17 protein-coding genes are annotated in these 18,551 nt (G+C 69.2%); 12 read left to right on the top strand and 5 right to left on the bottom strand.

Translation table 11 applies throughout. The features are described 5' to 3' along the window. Positions 1-106: 106 nt before the first annotated feature. The 6 genes from mtrA (at position 107) to AW272_RS31480 (ending at position 7,073) form a co-directional block, all read left to right on the top strand. The gene (mtrA, locus tag AW272_RS31505) at positions 107-784 is read left to right on the top strand and encodes an MtrAB system response regulator MtrA (RefSeq protein WP_030451251.1); all 678 of its coding nucleotides are present in this window, start codon (positions 107-109) and stop codon (positions 782-784) included. 125 nt (positions 785-909) lie between these two features. Then, positions 910-2,505 (top strand): MtrAB system histidine kinase MtrB, encoded by a 1,596-nt coding sequence (gene mtrB / locus AW272_RS31500; protein WP_439649170.1) that lies wholly within the window; start codon positions 910-912, stop codon positions 2,503-2,505. Continuing rightward, entirely contained in the window at positions 2,495-4,255 is a 1,761-nt protein-coding gene (locus AW272_RS31495; RefSeq protein ID WP_157518918.1) for an LpqB family beta-propeller domain-containing protein, read from the top strand. Before mtrB ends, AW272_RS31495 begins: the two co-directional genes overlap by 11 nt. 31 nt (positions 4,256-4,286) lie before the next feature. After that, positions 4,287-4,982 (top strand): ComF family protein, encoded by a 696-nt coding sequence (locus AW272_RS31490; protein ID WP_245657816.1) that lies wholly within the window; start codon positions 4,287-4,289, stop codon positions 4,980-4,982. Positions 4,983-5,516: 534 nt separating this feature from the next. Further along, a complete protein-coding gene (gene hpf / locus AW272_RS31485) occupies positions 5,517-6,185 on the top strand; it encodes a ribosome hibernation-promoting factor, HPF/YfiA family (RefSeq protein WP_066372955.1) in 669 nt (222 codons plus the stop codon). Positions 6,186-6,359: 174 nt separating this feature from the next. Beyond that, the gene (locus tag AW272_RS31480; RefSeq protein ID WP_066372954.1) at positions 6,360-7,073 is read left to right on the top strand and encodes a response regulator; all 714 of its coding nucleotides are present in this window, start codon (positions 6,360-6,362) and stop codon (positions 7,071-7,073) included. Positions 7,074-7,152: 79 nt separating this feature from the next. On the opposite strand, the gene AW272_RS31475 is transcribed toward AW272_RS31480, so the two are convergent. Continuing rightward, positions 7,153-8,286 carry a winged helix-turn-helix domain-containing protein gene (locus AW272_RS31475; protein WP_066372952.1) on the bottom strand — a complete coding sequence of 378 codons (1,134 nt, stop codon included), beginning with the start codon at positions 8,284-8,286 and terminating at the stop codon, positions 7,153-7,155. A 93-nt stretch (positions 8,287-8,379) separates the two neighbouring features. Continuing rightward, entirely contained in the window at positions 8,380-8,649 is a 270-nt protein-coding gene (locus AW272_RS31470; protein WP_066372951.1) for a hypothetical protein, read from the bottom strand. 214 nt (positions 8,650-8,863) lie between these two features. Between AW272_RS31470 and secA the strand changes: the two genes are divergently transcribed. Further along, positions 8,864-11,659: a preprotein translocase subunit SecA gene (secA, locus tag AW272_RS31465; RefSeq protein ID WP_066372949.1), complete on the top strand. Its 2,796-nt coding sequence runs from the start codon at positions 8,864-8,866 to the stop codon at positions 11,657-11,659. Positions 11,660-11,758: 99 nt separating this feature from the next. Here secA and AW272_RS31460 read toward each other — a convergent pair whose 3' ends face one another. The 3 genes from AW272_RS31460 to AW272_RS31450 form a co-directional block, all read right to left on the bottom strand. Then, the gene (locus AW272_RS31460; protein ID WP_245657815.1) at positions 11,759-12,286 is read right to left on the bottom strand and encodes an Rv3235 family protein; all 528 of its coding nucleotides are present in this window, start codon (positions 12,284-12,286) and stop codon (positions 11,759-11,761) included. 267 nt (positions 12,287-12,553) lie between these two features. Next, the gene (locus AW272_RS31455; protein ID WP_369408791.1) at positions 12,554-13,753 is read right to left on the bottom strand and encodes a PTS transporter subunit EIIC; all 1,200 of its coding nucleotides are present in this window, start codon (positions 13,751-13,753) and stop codon (positions 12,554-12,556) included. A gap of 173 nt (positions 13,754-13,926) precedes the next feature. After that, entirely contained in the window at positions 13,927-14,688 is a 762-nt protein-coding gene (locus AW272_RS31450; protein WP_245657814.1) for a GntR family transcriptional regulator, read from the bottom strand. A gap of 121 nt (positions 14,689-14,809) precedes the next feature. On the opposite strand from AW272_RS31450, the gene AW272_RS31445 reads away from it, so the two are divergent. The 5 genes from AW272_RS31445 to ptsP are packed head-to-tail and all read left to right on the top strand — an operon-like array spanning position 14,810 to position 18,546. Beyond that, a complete protein-coding gene (locus AW272_RS31445) occupies positions 14,810-15,835 on the top strand; it encodes an SIS domain-containing protein (protein ID WP_066373109.1) in 1,026 nt (341 codons plus the stop codon). A 30-nt stretch (positions 15,836-15,865) separates the two neighbouring features. Continuing rightward, positions 15,866-16,105: a PTS sugar transporter subunit IIB gene (locus AW272_RS31440; RefSeq protein ID WP_066372947.1), complete on the top strand. Its 240-nt coding sequence runs from the start codon at positions 15,866-15,868 to the stop codon at positions 16,103-16,105. After that, entirely contained in the window at positions 16,102-16,548 is a 447-nt protein-coding gene (locus AW272_RS31435) for a PTS sugar transporter subunit IIA (RefSeq protein ID WP_066372946.1), read from the top strand. Before AW272_RS31440 ends, AW272_RS31435 begins: the two co-directional genes overlap by 4 nt. Before the next feature lie 55 nt (positions 16,549-16,603). Then, positions 16,604-16,861, top strand: coding sequence for an HPr family phosphocarrier protein (locus tag AW272_RS31430; protein WP_066372944.1), 258 nt, complete (start codon positions 16,604-16,606; stop codon positions 16,859-16,861). Continuing rightward, on the top strand, positions 16,861-18,546 hold the full coding sequence (gene ptsP / locus AW272_RS31425) for a phosphoenolpyruvate--protein phosphotransferase (protein ID WP_066372942.1): 1,686 nt from the start codon (positions 16,861-16,863) through the stop codon (positions 18,544-18,546). Before AW272_RS31430 ends, ptsP begins: the two co-directional genes overlap by 1 nt. Positions 18,547-18,551: the final 5 nt, after the last annotated feature.

The raw sequence follows: 18,551 nt of genomic DNA, 5'->3' as shown, positions 1-18,551 counted from the left end.
GCGTCCTTTGTCACGGTCGTGTTTCATCTACCACAGGGTCACGGGTAACCTTCCGATAAATCGCCCAAATACCTCCTTAGCTGCGCCGAAGAACGAATGAGGGGCCATGAAAGGACGCGTGCTGGTCGTCGACGACGACGCCGCTCTCGCCGAGATGCTCGGCATCGTCTTGCGCGGGGAGGGTTTCGAACCGTCCTTCGTGTCAGACGGCGACAAGGCGCTCGACGCGTTCCGCGACACCCGCCCCGATCTCGTGCTGCTCGACCTCATGCTTCCCGGGGCCGACGGCATCGACGTCTGCCGGCGCATCCGCGCCGAGTCGGGCGTGCCGATCGTGATGCTCACCGCCAAGAGCGACACGATCGACGTCGTGCTGGGCCTTGAATCGGGCGCCGACGACTACATCGTCAAGCCCTTCAAGCCCAAGGAACTGGTGGCCCGGGTCCGGGCGCGGCTGCGCCGCACCGACGAGCCGACGCCCGAGATCCTGCAGATAGGCGACATCACGATCGACGTCGCGGGTCACTCCGTCAAGCGGTTCGACGAGACCATCAACCTCACGCCGCTGGAGTTCGACCTGCTGGTCGCGCTCGCCCGCAAGCCGCGTCAGGTCTTCACCCGGGAAGTGCTGCTGGAGCAGGTCTGGGGCTACCGCCACGCCGCCGACACGCGGCTGGTCAACGTCCACGTGCAGCGGCTCCGGGCGAAGATAGAGAAAGATCCCGAACACCCCGAGATCGTCGTGACGGTCCGCGGTGTCGGGTACAAAGCCGGTCCCGCCTGATCCAGATGGTCAAAAAGCGCCCCCGACGGACTCCCCGGCAGATCGCCCGGGGGGTCCGTCGTCGCGCTCGGCGATACGCCGGGCGGGCGCGTTCGGCCTGGCGGCGCTCGCTCCAGATGCGGGTGGTGACGTCCACCCTGCTGATCTCGGTGGTCGTCGTGGCCGTGCTGGGTGTCTTCCTGTTCCAGTCGATCAACAAGACCATGCTGGCCGGACGGACCGACGCGGCCACCGCCGAGGCACGCGCCAACGTGCTGACGATCACCGACTACCTGTTCAACGCGGCCGACCCCGCCCCTGCGGAGGAGTCCGACCCGGCCGTGTCGCCGCCGCCCGACCCCGCCGACCAGGCGATCAACGTGCTGGCCCAGCGGGCCGGGTCGCGCTACGCGGTGGTCATCTTCAACAACGACACCGTCGGCCAGGACCGGGCCACCCTCAACATCGACGCCGGCAAGAGCGTGCCCGCGGGGTTCCGGCAGCGGGTCCGCACCGACACCACCGACCAGACGCTCTCCCGCTACAGCCCGCTGCGCTATCTGACCGGTGAGAGCGTGTCGGGGCTGGTCATCGGCAAGCGCGTCTTCAGCGGCACCAACGGTTACTACGAGGTCTACCACCTGTTCCCGCTCAACGAGGAGGAGGCGACGCTCAGCTCGGTCCTCCAGCTCCTCGTGCTGGTCGGCGCGGGTCTGGTGCTGCTGCTGGCCGCGATCGCCTCGCTGGTCACCCGTCAGGTCGTCACGCCCGTCCGGCTGACCCGCCAGGCCGCCGAGCGGCTGGCCTCCGGCCGCCTCGAGGAGCGGCTGAAGGTGCGCGGCGAAGACGACCTGGCCCGCCTCGCCGCCTCGTTCAACGAGATGGCCTCCAACCTGGCGCTCAAGATCCACCAGCTCGAGGAGCTCTCCCAGGTGCAGCGCCAGTTCGTCTCCGACGTCTCCCACGAGCTGCGCACCCCGCTGACCACCGTCCGGATGGCCGCCGATCTCCTGTACGACGCCCGCGAGGACTTCGAGCCCATGGCGTCCCGCTCGGCCGAGCTCATGCAGGCCCAGCTCAACCGGTTCGAGTCGATGCTGGCCGACCTGCTGGAGATCAGCCGCTACGACGCCGGCGCCGCCACCCTCGACCTCGAGTCGATCGACATGCGCGACACCGTGCTGCGCGCCGTGGGCGACTCCGAGGCGCTGGCCGAACGCCACGCCACCCGCTTCGAACTGCGCCTGCCCACCGACCCGTGCATGGCCGAGTGCGACTCCCGGCGGATCGAGCGCATCCTGCGCAACCTGCTGTTCAACGCGATCGAGCACGGCGAGGGCAAGGACATCGTGGTCACCCTCGGGGCCGACCGCGACGCGGTGGCCATCGCCGTCCGCGACCACGGCGTGGGCCTGCGGGCGGGCGAGGAGAACATGGTCTTCGACCGCTTCTGGCGGGCCGACCCGTCCAGGGCCCGCACCATCGGCGGCACCGGCCTGGGCCTGGCCATCTCCCGCGAGGACGCGATCCTGCACGGCGGCTGGCTGCAGGCCTGGGGCGCCCCGGGCGAGGGCACCCAGTTCCGGCTCTCGCTGCCCCGCAGGGCCGGGATCCAGCTCAAGGGGTCGCCGCTGCCGCTGGTGCCGCCGGAGGTCGAGATGCGCCGGACCTGGCGCGGGCACGTCACACCGGTGCTGTCGGCCGCCGTCGTGGTGGAGTCGGGGGCCTTCGATGTCGACTAGACGTGTCTTCGCGATGGTGGCGACGGCGGCCGCCCTCGCGGGCTGCACGATCGTGCCGACCAGCGGCAACCCGCCGACGGCCAGCGAGGAGGAGCGCGGCGGCGACATCCTCAGCCAGACCTACGTCCGCATCCTGGCCCAGCCGCCCCGGCCCGACGCGACCGCCGTGGAGATCGTGCGCGGTTTCCAGGCCGCGATGGCCAGCTTCGACGACCCCCAGCGCAAGGTCGCCCGGCAGTATCTGACCGGCGAGGCCGCGACCGGCTGGCAGCCGTGGGCCACCGCGACGACGGTCTGCGACTGCCGCTTCGCCGACGACCTGCCGGAAGAGGACGCCGACAAGTTCTCCGTCTCCTTCAAGGGCAAGAAGGTCGCCACCCTGGAGAAGGGCGGCCGCTACCGGCCGACGTCTTCCGAGGAGACGGTCGACGAGTCGTTCACGCTGATCCGGGTCAACGGCGAGTGGCGCATCTCCGCGGCGCCCGCGGGCCTGATCCTGCTCCGCAGCGACCTCACGAGGGCGTACGCCCCCGTCGAGATCTACTTCCCCAACCTGTCGTTCACCGGCCTGGTGGCCGATCGGGTGCGGGTGCCGATCGACCCCAGCAGGGGCCTGCCGGAATCGCTCATCCGCACCCTCCTGAACGGACCGTCCGGCCCGCTGGCGGGCGCGGTCGAGAACGTCTACCCCGAGGGCACCAAGCTCAACGGCATCCGGGTCGAGGGGGACACGCTCTACGTCGACTTCTCCGCCCAGATCGCCGGTCTGCGCGGCCGCCCCGACCGGATCAAGGCGATGCAGGCCCAGCTCGCCTGGTCGCTCGGCACCGACCGCATCGGCGGCCGGTCCATCGAGATCCTGGTCAACGGCGAGACCTTCCCCGGTGGCGGCATCCGGTTCAAGATCACCGACTTCCCGTCGTACGACCCGGCCGTGATCACCGGTGACGTCGCCGGATACTTCGTCCGCGACGGCATGATGTACCGGGCCGCCAAGGACGGCGAGCAGTCGGCTCCGGTGCTCGGCGCGGCCGGGCAGTCGACCCGGCCGTTCAACCACAGCGCGGTCTCCTCGGAAGACCGCGACCAGGTGGCCGCCCTGATGGGCGACGAGACGGGCGTCTGGGCCACCCAGCTGGTCGACGGCAGTCCGTGGCAGCGGTGGATCAACGCCCAGGGCCGCCTCACGCCGCCCTCGTGGGACCGCAACGGCGAGGTCTGGTCGGTCGAGTCGGCGGGCGGCAGGTCGCAGGTCTGGCGGGCCTCCACCGGCGGCCACCAGTCGCCCGTGCCGGCTCCCGAGCTCGCGGAGGCCGACGTCACCGCGTTCCGGGTGGCCCGTGACGGTGTCAGGGTCGCGGTCGTCGCCGACAACGGTTCGGGGCAGACCGTCCAGATAGGATCGATCGTGCGCGGCCAGACCTATCGGGTCGGTGCGTTGGAGACCCTGGTGCCCGCCGAGGAGGGTCAGAAGGTCATCGACGTGGCCTGGAAGGACGCCACCACGCTGCTGGTGCTGACCGAGAAGGACTCCCCGAACGGCCCTCAGCAGGCTCTGGCAGCCTACCCGATCTTGGACGGCGACGAGAAGACCCCGATTGAGCTGTCCAAGCGCCTCAAGTCCATCACGAGCACCGATTCGCGCATCCTGGCCAGCGACGAGAACGGCGCCCTCACAGTGTGGGACGGCAAGAAGTGGAACCTTCTGGTGAAGGACGGCTCCAGCTTCCCCGCCTACCCTCTTGGGTGAGCTTCAGTAAGTGTCGGCAGGGAGTGTCATGGTGGTCCGCGTGCTTGACGCGGTGCTCGATCTGCTCGTTCCCCCTCGGTGCGCCGGTTGCGGCGGCCGGGGGGCCCTGGTCTGCCCGCGTTGCGCGGTCGAACTGAGCGCCCCGCCCCGCCGTCACGCCCCCGAGGCGCCCCCGGAGGGCCTGCCCGAGTGCTGGGCCGCCGCCGGTTACGACGGGGTGGCGCGGCGGGTGCTGATCGCGTACAAGGAACGCGGCCGCACCGCCCTAGGAACCGCGCTGGGCTCCTGCCTGGCCGGCGCCATGGCGCACCTGGAGGCCGACGGCCCGCTGGTGCTGGTGCCGGTGCCCAGCACCCGCCGGTCCCGGAGAGCCAAAGGCCATGATCCGGTACGCCGGATCGCCGAGGTCGCGGCCAGGCGCCTACGCGCCGGAGGCGCCCAGGTAACGGTCGCCCCGGTGTTGCGGCCCGCCCGGAAGGTCGCCGACCAGTCGGGCCTGACCTCCGCGCAGCGCGCCGTCAACCTGGCCGGCGCGTTCACCTCCAAAGCCGTGCCCAGAGGCCGGGTTGTACTGGTCGACGACGTGGTCACCACTGGCGCCACCCTCGCCGAGGCGGCCCGTGCGCTGCGCGCCGCAGGCGCGGAGACCGCCTACGCGGTCACGGTTGCGGCCACCCGTAAACGGGTCCCGGTTATGCGACACGCCCGGCGGTCGCAAAATCGCTGAGATGACGCTCGGTAAAGAAACGGTCAAATAACGACCTGGCTTCTAAGTGACATCCTGGTGTCGACGAACCTATGAACTCCCAGATCAGGAGACCCTTGACGGGAACCAGTCCGGGCAGGCCCATGACGCCCCATCCCATGGGCCGCTCTTGCATGCCTGTCGAAAAATCACCGAAAGTGATCCTTTGGCGTACCTCGCGGCTGACATTCGGCCGGGCAGCGACTAGCGTTCAGGACATGGCACCCGTTCGGGTCCGTGGTTGCGCCGGACCGAGTCCCCTCGGGGGTTCGGCCTGGCTAGCCGATGCCAGCCGCAGGCGAAACGGTCCACGTAAGGCGACTCTTGGTCGACCGATCACGGTGCGGCTTAGAGGTAAGACCTGCCTTCCCAAGAATCCAGATGATTCTTGCCAGAAGAGAAGGGCAGTAGTGGCGCGGAGCTGCGAAACCCTCAGCAGGCGGATGTGGGGACGAAGACCAGGTCGGCCGAACGGGTGCTCCTTCATGTCAGTCGAGAGGCGAAGGGGGCTTTTGCGTGGACATCATCGTCAAGGGACGGCACACAGGAGTGAGCGACCGTTTCCGTGATCACGTGACTTCCAAGCTGGCCAAAATCGAGCGACTGGACAACCGTCTGATCCGGGTCGACGTAGAGGTTTCTACGGAGAAGAACCCGCGGATCAGCGACCAGAGAGAGCGGGTGGAACTCACCATCCACTCCAAGGGCCCGGCTGTCCGGGCCGAGGCGGCGGCCGACGACAGGTTCGCGGCGCTCGACATCGCTCTGGGAAAGCTGGAATCACGGCTGCGGCGGCTGAGTGACCGCCGCAAGATCCATCACGGTAAGAACGCCCCTCCGTCGGTCGCGGAGTTCACCGCCGCCCTGGCCGAGAACGGCCTCGGGGAACCGGTGGCGACGCTGCCCGAGCCGGAACTGCTCCACGACGACTATCTCCCGCCGCAGAAGCCGAAGAACGGCTACACCGAACCGATCATTCCGATAGAGCAGGACGGCGACGGCCCCCTCGTCGTCCGCGAGAAGTTCCACGAGTCCGACGCCATCACCATCGACCAGGCCCTCCTGGAGATGGAGCTGGTCGGCCACGATTTCTTCCTGTTCCGTGACAAAGAATGCGGCCACCCGAGCGTCGTATATCGACGCCGCGGATACGACTACGGCGTGCTGCGGCTCGTCGAAGGCTGAACCCGCGCCACCCCTTTAGCGTTTTGTCTTCAGACGGAGTCAAAGCGCGAGCCAACGTGAACGACCATGCGCCCCGCCCGGTTGCGGGGCGCATGGCGTGCGAGATCCTCGCCAGAACTGGAACCCATGTCATGATGGCGATCCAGCTACCTGGCCCCCCGACGAGGAGGAGCTGTGAGCGACCGCAGCGTACGAGACGACGCAAGCCGTGCCACCGGGCGCGGTGAGCCGATCCGTGTGCTGATCGTCGATGATCACTCGCTGATCCGCCGCAGCCTGGTGCTGGCTCTCCAGGCCGAGGCCGACATCGAGGTCGCCGGAGAGGCGAGCGACGGTCAGGAGGCCGTGGCCCTCGCCGAGAAGCTGCTGCCCGACGTCGTACTGATGGACGTGCGCATGCCCAGGCGCGACGGCATCGAGGCGACCAGGGCGATCAAAGAGAGCATGCCGACGACACGCATCATCATGCTCACCGCCAGCGACGAGGAGGAAGACCTCTTCGAGGCCTTCAAGGCCGGCGCGACCGGCTACCTGCTGAAAGACGTCCAGATCGACGAGGTCCCCGACGCCGTCCGGGGCGTCCACAGCGGGCAGTCCTTCATCAACCCCGCGATGGCGACCAAACTGATCACCGAGTTCGCCAGCATCAGCCGCAAAGAGGCCGAACGGCCCCCGCAGCTGCCTGTTCCCCGCCTGACGGAACGGGAGATGGAAGTGCTCCGGCTGGTGGCGAAGGGGATGAACAACCGCGAAATCGCGAAGGAACTCTTCATCTCCGAGAACACGGTCAAGAACCACGTCCGCAACATCCTGGAGAAGCTCCAGCTCCACAGCCGCATGGAAGCGGTCGTCTACGCGGTGAGAGAGCGACTCCTCGAAATCACCTGAGCCCCGCCCACGGCGAGGGCGGCCTCAGTAGCGATAACGCCGCAGAGCTCCCCCTGCGGCGAATCGCGGGCGAGTCGGCCTACCTGACTTCTTCGATGCGCACCGCCGTGCAGCCGACCCAGGTCGCCGCTTCCCGTAGTGCCTCCTCGACCGCGTCGAGTTTGGTCACACCCGGTTCGAGCGTGGTTCGCCTGGCCACCAGGGTGGTGCCCTCGCGCGCCGGGTCGACCCGGGCGATCAGCTTGCCGCCGTGGAGGACCGGCATCGCGAAGTAGCCGTGGATGCGCTTGTCCTTCGGCACATAGGCCTCCAGGCGATGGGCCATGCCGAAGACGCGCTCCGCCCTGGCTCGCTCCCAGATCAGGGAGTCGAACGGGCTGAGCAAGGTGGTGCGGTGACGACCGCGCGCCTCGCCCAGGGTCAGGGCCTCCGGGTCGGCCCAGGCGTTGGGGCCGCCCTTGCGGGCCGGCGGCCAGCCTGAAACGTTCACCGGGACCAGGCCGCTCGCGCCGCTCAGCAGGGCGTCGTCGAGCATCGCGGCGTGCTTGTCCTTGACCCGCGTGTAGTCGACCAGGTCGGCCCGGGTCGCCACGGCCAGTGAACGGCCCGCGATCGAGGTCAGCCGGGCCACGCCCTCTTCATCGGTCAGCTCGATCTCACGGAACTCGGCCGGAATCGCGCGTTCGGCCAGGTCGTAGACCCGCCGCCAGCCCACCCGCTGCACGCAGACCACGTCGCCTACGTCGAGCAGGAACTCGATGGAGATCTTGGAATCGGACCAGTCCCACCACGGACCGCCCTTCTTGGCCCCGCCGATGTCCCCGGTGGTCAGAGGCCCGTCGCGACGGACGCGCTCAAGGATGTCGCCCACCGTGGCGGGCACCTCGTGCCAGCGGAACTTCCGTTCGCGGTAGGCGCGGCGACGGAAGGAGTAGACCGGCCAGTGCTCGATCGGCAGGATGCACGCCGCATGACACCAGTATTCGAAGGCGGACCCGCCCCAGTAGGCCCGCTCGACCGCCGCGCGCCCGATCGCACCCAAGCGGGAATAGGCCACCAGCTCATGGGAGCGCGCCAGCACCGAGATCGTGTCGAGCTGCACGGCCCCCAGGCGCCGCAACACACCGGCCGCGCCGCCCTTGCGCCCAGCCGCGCCCAGAAACCCCTGGGCGCGCAGGATGAGCCGCCGTGCTTCGTCAGCCGTGAGGTCCATCTGGCCGAGCGTAGCCCCGGCCACCGACAGATTGGAGACGGGACGCAGCCGCCCGAAGGGTGGATGGGTCTCGCTTCGAATCTGCCTGGTTCATCAGTGTTCGAAGGGGCTGTGGTGCTCGCGGGCGTCCATGACGCGCGGGGCGTCGATGACGACGTCGGAGAAGACGTCGAAGACCAGGGCGAGGATGCCGCCGACGGCGGACACGCCGACGCCGACCCAGACCATGGTCCAGTTGGCGTTGCCGCTGCCCAGCCCGGTGAGGGCCGCGCCGCTGATGATCGTGCCGATCAGGATGATCGACACCGCCACCCAAGACTTCGCGCTGCCCGCGTGGCTTCCCTGGTGTGAGGTCTCTGCCATACCGTCCTACCCGACTCGCGTCTGTTGTTGCTCCGGTCTGGAACACCAGACGGTCTTCCTACGTTTGACAGGGTTGAGCCTATCGACCCGGTTCCCCGGTCCGCCGCGCCACTCCCCGCTCAGTCTCGTGGTGGCTGTGTCAGGTGGTCGAACGGCCTACCATGTCACAGGGGAAGTGTGTCTCGTCCTCAGACCTGCGAGGAGCTTTAGCAAAGTGGCAGCCATTCTCGACCGAATTCTCCGCGCCGGCGAAGGTAAGACGCTGCGCAAGCTGAAGCGCATCGCCGAGCAGGTCAACTCCATTGAAGAGGACTTCAAGAGCCTTTCCGACGAGGAGTTGAAGGCGCAGACCCAGGAGTTCCGCGACCGCCACGCCGAGGGTGAATCTCTCGACGATCTGTTGCCCGAGGCTTTCGCCGCGGTCCGCGAGGCGGCCCGCCGGGTGCTGGGCCAGCGTCACTTCGACGTGCAGATCATGGGCGGCGCCAGCCTCCACATGGGCAACATCTCGGAGATGCGCACCGGTGAGGGCAAGACCCTGACCTGTACTCTCCCGGCCTACTTGAACGCGATCTCGGGCAAGGGCGTCCACGTCGTCACGGTCAACGACTACCTGGCCAAGCGCGACTCCGAGACGATGGGCCGGGTCCACCGGTTCCTCGGCCTCGAGGTCGGCTGCATCCTGGCCAACATGCCGTCCGACGAGCGCCGCCGGCAGTACGCCGCCGACATCACCTACGGCACCAACAACGAGTTCGGCTTCGACTACCTGCGCGACAACATGGCGTGGTCGCTCGAAGAGCTCGTCCAGCGCGGTCACAACTTCGCCGTCGTCGACGAGGTCGACTCGATCCTCATCGACGAGGCCCGCACCCCGCTGATCATCTCCGGCCCGGGTGAGCAGTCCGGCAAGTGGTACGCCGAGTTCTCCAAGATCGTCCCCCGCCTCCGCAAGGGCGCCGAGGGCAAAGACGGCACCGAGAGCACCGGCGACTACGTGGTCGACGAGAAGAAGCGCACGGTCGGCATCCTGGAGTCCGGCGTCGAGAAGGTCGAAGACCTGCTGGGCATCGACAACCTCTACAAGCCGGAGCACACCCACCTCGTCCAATACCTGAACAACGCCCTCAAGGCGAAGGAACTGTTCAAGAAGGACAAGGACTACATCGTCGTCGACGGCGAGGTCCTGATCGTCGACGAGTTCACCGGCCGCGTCCTGCACGGCCGGCGCTACAACGAGGGCATGCACCAGGCCATCGAGGCCAAGGAGAGCGTGAAGATCAAGGACGAGAACCAGACTCTCGCCACGATCACCCTCCAGAACTACTTCCGCCTCTACGCCACGCTGTCCGGCATGACCGGCACGGCGACCACCGAGGCCAACGAGTTCCACCAGACCTACAAGCTGGGCGTCGTGCCGATCCCGACGAACCGGCCGATGGTCCGTAAAGACCAGTCCGACATGGTCTACAAGTCCGAAGACGCCAAGTTCATGGCGTGCGTCAACGACATCAAGGAGCGCTACGAGGCCGGCCAGCCCGTCCTCGTCGGCACCACCAGCGTCGAGAAGTCCGAGCGGCTGTCGCGGATGCTCAAGCACAAGGGCGTACGCCACGAGGTCCTGAACGCGAAGAACCACGCGCGTGAGGCCACGATCATCGCCGAGGCGGGCCGCAAGAGCGCCGTCACCGTCGCCACCAACATGGCCGGTCGAGGCACCGACATCATGCTCGGCGGCAACCCCGAGTTCCGCGCCGACCTCGAGCTCCGCGGCCGTGGCCTCGACCCGGTCGAGACCGCCGAGGAATACAGCAAGGCCTACCCCGAGGCGCTGGAGAAGGCGAAGGACGCGGTCAAGGCCGAGCACGAAGAGGTCGTCGCCCTCGGTGGCCTCTACGTCCTGGGCACCGAGCGCCACGAGTCCCGCCGCATCGACAACCAGCTGCGCGGCCGGTCCGGCCGTCAGGGTGACCCCGGCGAGTCGCGCTTCTACCTGTCGCTCGAAGACGACCTGATGCGCCTGTTCAACTCGGCCCGGGTCGAGATGATCATGACGCGGCTGAACATCCCCGAAGACCAGCCGATCGAGTCGGGCATCGTCTCCAAGGCGATCGCTTCGGCCCAGCACCAGGTCGAGCAGCAGAACTTCGAGATCCGCAAGAACGTCCTCAAGTACGACGAGGTCATGAACCGCCAGCGCAAGGTGATCTACGCCGAGCGTCAGAAGGTTCTCGAGGGCGCCGACCTCCACGACCAGGTCACGACCTTCATCGAAGACGTCGTCAACGGCTACGTGCGCGGCGCCACCGCCGACGGCTTCGCCGAAGAGTGGGACCTCGACAAGCTCTGGAACGCCTTCCGCCAGCTCTACCCGATCTCCGTGAAGATCGACGACCTGGCCGAGGAGGCCGGCGGCCGCGAGGGCATCGACGCCGCCCTGCTCCACGAGAAGATCAAGGCCGACATCCTGGCCGCCTACCAGAAGCGCGAAGACGACTTCGGCCCCGAGCCGATGCGTGACCTCGAGCGCCGGGTCGTCCTCGAAGTGCTCGACCGCAAGTGGCGCGAGCACCTCTACGAGATGGACTACCTCCAGGAGGGCATCGCGCTGCGCGCCTACGCCCAGCGCGACCCGCTGATCGAATACCAGCGTGAGGGCTACGACATGTTCGCCGCGATGCTCGAGGGCATCAAGGAGAACTCGGTCAACATGCTGTTCCGCGTCCAGCCCCCGCAGCCGGTCGAGGAAGGCCCGATCTCCTACGAGGCGGGCGTCGAGCCCAACTCCGCCGTCGCCGAGGCCGGTTCGATCATCGCCAATGCCCTGCGCCGCCCGCAGCGCGAGATGATCTACACCGCTCCCGGTGAAGACGGCGAGGTCGAGGTCCGTCGCTCCTCACCGGAGCAGCGCGCCAACTACGGCAACGTCGAGCGCAACGCCCCCTGCCCCTGCGGCTCGGGCAAGAAGTACAAGCGCTGCCATGGCGACCCGAAGAACGCCACGGCCTGAGCACCACAGCCAAAGCCCTCTCCTCACCACCGAGGAGAGGGCTTTCGCCTTTGTACGCCCCGAGCCCGCCTGGAAGGCGCTCAGCGGACCAGAGGAGGGTCAGGCGGTCTCGAACTCCGTCAGGACCCACTGGACGCCGCGACGCTCCAGGCGAGCCGCCAGGACGCGGCTACGCGGCGTGCAGCGGACCAGGGCGCACATTTCCGCGACGTCATCCTTCGGGTGCTGAACGCGTGGCACACCGACCCATGGCGGCCGGGTGCTGTCGATCATCTTTCCGGCCCGCAGGAGGTCGGCGTAGGCCCGGCTGCTCAGCCGGTCCTGGATCGTCTGGGGCGGACGCCGCCCGGCCAGGATCTCGGCCAGTGCCTGGACCAGGCCGCGCAGGCGCCGCTCGTCCAGAACCGGACCGGGCACGGGGGCGGTCTCCGGCTCGTGCGCCAGCGCCAGCGAGCCCTGCGTCCGAGGGATCGGGCGGTGGAGCCGGTGGACCTCGGCCGGGAGGCCTCCCTGGTCGGAGGACAGGGAGCCGGGAATCCGGCTGAGGTGGTGCGCCTCTGCCAAGGCGCGGTCGTGGGCGTAGACCGGGTCTGGGGCGGGGATGGGAGCGAGCCGGGGGAGGGACATCGAGGCTCCGGGGAAGTCGGAGGATAGGGACGCCAGTAAGAGGTTTCGGGCAGCGGTCGCGGATACGCGGCCGTAGGTTTTCGGTGTCATTGGACGTGGCCGGATCGGCATACATGCCGATACAAACGTCAAGGTTGGTCTGGACCGCGGGAGACTCAGGCCGCTGTCACTTCAACTAACAGTGCGAGCCCGAAGCTCCGGTTGGCAGAGTGATGCTGGAACACCGGCCTGCGGTCAGCGCGCTGAATCAGCGAGGAGTCCGGCTCGTCAGTTGGCGGGGTCGAGGTCTGAGTCGGGTTCGCGGCCCGGGGTCATGATGTTGAGGCGTTTGATGAGGAACGTGAAGACCGCGTAGTAGACGATGAAATAGACGACGCCGATCGCCATGATGAGGGCGAAGTTGTGGGTGTTGTCCTTGGTCGCGTTGAGGGTCGCGTCGATCGCGCCGCCGGAGAAGCCGAACCCCAGCCGCCCGCCCAGCCCCGCCACCAGCGCCATCGACAGGCCGGTCAGCAGGGCGTGCACCACGAACAGGATGGGCGCCACGAAGATGAAGGCGAACTCGATCGGCTCGGTGATGCCGGTCACGAACGATACCAGCGCCGCCGAGATCATGATGGAGCCGACCGCGTTGCGCCGGTGCGGGGGCGCGGCGCGCCAGATCGCGATGGCCGCCGCCGGGAGGCCGAACATCATCACCGGGAAGAACCCGGCCATGAACGCCCCGGCGCCGTCCTGGCCGGCGAAGTAGCAGTTCAGATCGCCTGCGGTGTGCAGGCCGTTCACGGTGCAGTCGGGCACGGTGAACCACACGATCGAGTTGACGAAGTGGTGCATCCCGAGGGGGATCAGGGCGCGGTTCACCACCCCGTAGATCCCGGCGCCGAGTGTCGAATGGGTCGCCAGCCAGTCGCCGAACGACGACAGCGCCTGTCCGATCGGCGGCCAGATCAGGCCGAAGACCACGCCGAGGATCAGCCCGGCCAGCGCGGTCAGGATGGGCACGAACCGCCGCCCGCCGAAGAACGCCAGCCACGCCGGCAGCTTGATCCGGTGGTAGCGCTGCCACAGGATCCCCGCCACCAGGCCCATCAGGATCCCGCCGAGCACACCGGTCGGATTGGCCGCCGCCAGGTTCAGCGCCTCGGCGGGCGTCCCGGCGGTGACCACCGTCTGGGCGACCCGGGGGCGCAGCGTGGAGTCGAAGAACATCAGGTGGGTGACCCGATCCCAGACCAGATAGCCCACCACGGCGGCCAGCGCCGTAGAACCATCAGATTTCCGGGCGAACCCGACCGCCACCCCGATGGCGAACAGCAGCGGCAGCGCGTCGAACAGGGCCCCGCCCGCCCCGCCGACGACCCGGGCCACCTTGTCCAGCGTCTCGTTGGAGGTCCGGCCGAGCAGGTCGTCCTGCCCGACCCGGAGCAGGATCGCCGCCGCCGGAAGAGCCGCGATCGGAAGCATGAGAGAGCGCCCGATACGCGACATCACGGTCATCGCCGCGGCCATCGTCCCTCCCATGTCTCCAGGAGGAGGGGCGCGGTCATGGTTCCTCCCGGGCTTCCAGGAGCGGTGCGGGCGGGACAAAGGGAGAGCGGGCGATTCGCGATCGCACCATCATGGGTCCTCCCGTGGTTCTAGGCCCGCCGTGGCTCCAGGAGTGTGCGGAGCTGGTAGCGGTCGGCCCGGTAGGTCGACACGCCGAGCTCGGCGCAGACTCCGCCCGCGTAGGACCGTCGCGAGAGCAGCAGCACGGCCCCGCCGCGGGAGAGTTTCAGCAGGTCGGCGTCGCTGGGGTCGGCGATGCCGCCGTCGATGGTGAGTTCCCCTGCGTCGAGGATCAGACCGTATCGGGACTCCAGGAGCGCGTACAGGGATCGGCCTGAGAGGTCGTAGCTCTCCAGGTCGGGGGCCAGGGCGAGGGGGATGTGGGCGCGTTCGATCGCCAGGGGCTCGCCGTCGGCCGTGCGGAGGCGTTCGATGAAGTGAACTTCGTCACCCGGGGCGATGCCGAGTTCGCGGGCCAGGTGGGCGCTGGCGCGGACCACCCGGCGGTCGAGGTCGCGGCTGCCGGGTTCCAGGCCGCGGGCGCGCATGTCGTCGCTGAACGACGTCAGCTGCAGGGCCAGTTCGATTTTCGGCCGTGCGACGAAGGTGCCCTTGCCCGGTACGCGATGCAGTCGTCCCTCGCTGACCAGGTGATCCACCGCTTGGCGCACGGTCATGCGGGACAGGCCGAAGCGCTGGCAGAGTTCGCGTTCCGACGGGATCGCCGCGCCGATGGGCAGCTCGTTGTTCTCGATGAGGTCGAGGATGATCTCGCGGAGCTGGAAGTACTTGGGGACAGGGCTGTCCGGGTCGATGGTGGCGCCACTTCCCCTGGCGTCGATGCCTGCCACTGTCGCCTCCCCTCTCCGCTTTGTTATGGTTCGTACTGGTCTAGTCCGGACTAGACCACACCGCCGAAATGTCTGTCAACGTACGGACCGATTACAGGATGGGCACGTGACGACGACGAAGATGCGCAGTGAGATCGCCGAACAGCCGGCCGCCCTGCGCGCCACGCTGGACGCCCTGCTCCCCAGGATCCCCGAAGTCACCTCTCTCGCCGGACAGACCCGCCACCTGCTGTTCATCGCCCGCGGCACCTCGGACAACGCCGCGATCTACGGGCGCTATCTGATCGAGTCACACGCCGGGCGGATGTCGGCGCTGGCCGCTCCGTCGATCGCCACAACCTACCGCCGAAAGCTCGACCTCGACGGAGTGCTCGCGGTGGCCGTCTCCCAGTCGGGACGGACCGAGGAGATCGTCGAAACCCTCGACTGGGCCCGCGACTGCGGCGCCAAGACGGTGGCCATCACCAACGGGGGTGAGCAGAGCCCGCTGGCGCTGGCCGCCGACCTCGCCCTGTGCACGGTCGCCGGGGAGGAGAAGGCGGTGCCGGCGACCAAGACGTACACGACCCAGCTCGCGGCCATGGCGGTGCTGGCGCTGGGCCTCGGCGCGGACGTCCACAAAGACGATCTGCAGAGGGTTCCGGACGCCATCCAGAAGCTCATCGAGGACCCGGGCGACCTCGACGCCCTGGTCGAGGGGCTGGCCGACAAGCCGGGCGTGGTCGTGTCGGGGCGCGGGCTGGCCTTCTCGACCGCGCTGGAGCTCGCGCTGAAGCTCAAGGAGGCCTGCTACCTGCACGCCATGGGCCTGTCCTACGCCGACCTGCTGCACGGGCCGATCGCGGTGGTCGACGCCGACACCCCGGCGATCCTGGTCGCGGCCGGCGACGGGCCGACCCTGGCGGGCACGGTCGCGCTGGCCGAGCGGGTGACCGGCGCGGGCGCGGCGTCCTACGGAGTCGGCGGCGGGCCGGCGCTGTCGAGCGTCTCCACCGCCTCGCTCAACGGCCCGGACCTGCCCGAATGGGTGGCGCCGCTGGGGCTGATCGTCCCCGGTCAGCTGCTCACCGAGGCGCTGGCGCGCAGGCTCGGGTACGACCCCGACGCGCCCCGCGGCCTCAACAAGGTCACCCAGACCGACGAGTAGGGTCGGCCCAAAAGATCCAGAGGAGGCGTCATGGCGGATGCGCGCAAGATCATCGCGGCCCTGGGCGGGCCCGGCAACATCATCGAGATCGAGCCCTGCATCACCCGGCTCCGGACCGAGGTGCACGACGCCTCCAAGATCGACCAGGCCGCGTTGAAAGCCGCGGGCGCCCACGGTGTGATGGCCACCGGGAACATCGTGCAGGTCGTCGTCGGGCCGGAGGCCGACACGATCGCCAGCGACATCGACGACCTGTTGGACTTCGCTTGACGATCGTCCACTCTCCGGTGAACGGCCGCGCGATCGGGCTCCCGGCCGTGCCCGACCCCGTGTTCTCACAGGCCATGGTGGGTCCGGGCGCGGCCGTCGACCCGGCGCGGGGGCCGCAGGTCGCGGTCGCGCCGATCGCCGGCCGGCTGGTGAAGCTCCACCCGCACGCCTACATCGTGGTCGGCGACGACGGCCGGGGTGTGCTGACCCATCTCGGCGTCGACACCGTTAAGCTGCGCGGCGCCGGATTCGAGGCGCTGGCCTCGGAGGGCGACCTCGTCACGGCCGGGCAACCGGTCGTCGCCTGGCATCCGCATGCCGTCGACGAGGAGGGGTATTCGCCGGTATGCCCGGTGATAGCCCTGGACGCCGGGCCGGAGAGCGTCTCCGGCGTGGCGAGCGGACCGGTCGAAGCGGGCGATCCCCTCTTCCTCTGGCATTGAACCCCAACCGGGTATTGGATAAGTGGTCCGGACCGCCGGACCCCAAGGAGGCAGCGTGCCGCAACGAAGGCTCATCGTCGAGGCGGAGGTGGGACTGCACGCCCGTCCCGCCGCCACGTTCGTGCAGACCGCGACCAAGTCGTCCGGAAGCGTGACCCTCGCCAAGGGCGACGGGGTGCCGGTCAACGCCAAGAGCATCCTGGCCGTGCTGGCCCTCGACGTGAAGAAGGGTGACGCCGTCACCATCAACGTCGACGGCGAGGGCGCCGACGCACTGCTCGACGAGCTGTCCTCGATAGCCGGAGCGACCTGATGGCCACCACCCTGAAGGGCTCCGGGGTCAGCCCCGGCACCGGCTACGCCGCCGCCCACCTGCTGATCGGCGCGATCCCCGAGCCCGCGAAGAACCTCAGGCACGCAGGCGACGCCGAGGCTGAGAAGGCCCGCGTCACGGCCGCGCTCGAAGACGTCGCCGCCGACCTCGACGCACGCGGCGAACGGGCCGGGGGAGAGGCCGCCGAGGTGCTGTCGGCCCAGGCGATGATGGCCCGCGACCCCGGTCTGGCCGACGGGGTCGCCGAGCTGGTCGACGAGGGCACCGCCGGAGAGAGAGCCGTGTACGAGGCCTTCGGGGCCTACCGCGAGCTGCTCGCCGCCGCCGGCGGATACCTCGGGGAACGCGTCGCCGACCTCGACGACATCCGCGACCGCGCGGTCTCCCGGCTGACCGGCGCGCCGATGCCGGGGGTGCCGGTCGACGCGACCGAGCCCTACATCCTGGTGGCCCGGGATCTCGCGCCCGCCGACACCGCGCTGCTCGACCGGAACCTGGTGGCCGCCTTCGTCACCGAAGACGGCGGGCCGACCAGTCACACCGCGATCCTGGCCCGCGCGATGGGCGTGCCCGCCGTCGTCGGGTGCGCGGGCGCGACCGCGCTGGCGCAGGGCACGTTGCTGCTGGTCGACGGCGCGACCGGCGAGGTCGTCATCGAGCCGGAGCCCGGCACCGCGCGGGCCGCCGTCGAGACCGCGCGGGCCCGTGCCGAGGTGCTGTCCGGTACGACCGGACCCGGCGCCACCTCTGACGGTCACCCGGTGCCGCTGCTCGCCAACGTCGGCGGCCCGAAGGACCTCGAAGCCGCTTTGGCCAACGGCGCAGAAGGCGTCGGCCTCTACCGCACCGAGTTCCTCTTCCTCGACCGCGCCGACGCGCCGACCGAAGACGAGCAGGAGGCCGCCTACCGCGCGGTCTTCGACGCGTTCCCCGGCGGCCGGGTCGTGGTCCGCACCCTCGACGCGGGCGCCGACAAGCCGCTGACCTTCCTGCCGCCGCCCGGCGAGGAGCCCAACCCGGCGCTGGGCGAACGCGGCCTGCGCATGTTCCGCCGTTACCCCGACATGATGGCCGCCCAGCTCGGCGCGCTGGCCCGCGCCGCGCAGGGCACCGAGGCGATCCCCTACGTCATGGCCCCGATGGTCGCCACCGTCGCCGAGGCGGCCTGGTTCGCCGACGCCTGCCACGCGGCCGGGCTGGAGACCGCCGGCATCATGATCGAGGTCCCGTCGGCCGCGCTGCGCGCCCGCGACCTGGCCAGGGTCGTCGACTTCTTCTCGATCGGCACCAACGACCTCACCCAGTACGCCATGGCCGCCGACCGCCAGATCGCCGGCGTCTCCGACCTGCAGGATCCCTGGCATCCGGCCGTGCTCGACCTGATCGCGATGGCCGCGCGGGCGGCGGGCGCGGCCGGGAAGAGCTGCGGCGTCTGCGGCGAGGCGGGGGCCGACCCGGTGCTCGCGTGCGTGCTCGTCGGCCTGGGCGTGACGTCCCTGTCGATGGGCTCCCCGGCGCTGCCGTGGGTGCGCGCGTCGCTGTCGCGGCACACCCTCGCCCAGTGCCGCGCCGCGGCCGAGGCCGCCCGGGACGCACCGGGCGCGTCCGAGGCGAAGGAGGCGGCCCGCGCGCACCTGCCCGGCCTGACTGATCTGGGCATGTAGCCGCT

Source organism: Herbidospora mongoliensis (genome assembly GCF_001570545.1).
Taxonomy (GTDB): domain Bacteria; phylum Actinomycetota; class Actinomycetes; order Streptosporangiales; family Streptosporangiaceae; genus Herbidospora; species Herbidospora mongoliensis.
The sequence above is the reverse complement of the archived record's forward strand: the minus strand, read 5'-3'. Positions and strand labels throughout refer to the sequence as shown.

Bases quoted from the DNA above. Each gene is read 5' to 3' on its own strand.
- mtrA (WP_030451251.1), top strand. From the start codon at position 107: ATGAAAGGACGCGTGCTGGTCGTCGACGACGACGCCGCTCTCGCCGAG.
- AW272_RS31495 (WP_157518918.1), top strand. From the start codon at position 2,495: ATGTCGACTAGACGTGTCTTCGCGATGGTGGCGACGGCGGCCGCCCTC.
- AW272_RS31475 (WP_066372952.1), bottom strand. From the start codon at position 8,286: ATGGACCTCACGGCTGACGAAGCACGGCGGCTCATCCTGCGCGCCCAG.
- AW272_RS31470 (WP_066372951.1), bottom strand. From the start codon at position 8,649: ATGGCAGAGACCTCACACCAGGGAAGCCACGCGGGCAGCGCGAAGTCT.
- AW272_RS31460 (WP_245657815.1), bottom strand. From the start codon at position 12,286: ATGTCCCTCCCCCGGCTCGCTCCCATCCCCGCCCCAGACCCGGTCTAC.
- AW272_RS31455 (WP_369408791.1), bottom strand. From the start codon at position 13,753: ATGCTTCCGATCGCGGCTCTTCCGGCGGCGGCGATCCTGCTCCGGGTC.
- AW272_RS31445 (WP_066373109.1), top strand. From the start codon at position 14,810: ATGCGCAGTGAGATCGCCGAACAGCCGGCCGCCCTGCGCGCCACGCTG.
- AW272_RS31440 (WP_066372947.1), top strand. From the start codon at position 15,866: ATGGCGGATGCGCGCAAGATCATCGCGGCCCTGGGCGGGCCCGGCAAC.
- ptsP (WP_066372942.1), top strand. From the start codon at position 16,861: ATGGCCACCACCCTGAAGGGCTCCGGGGTCAGCCCCGGCACCGGCTAC.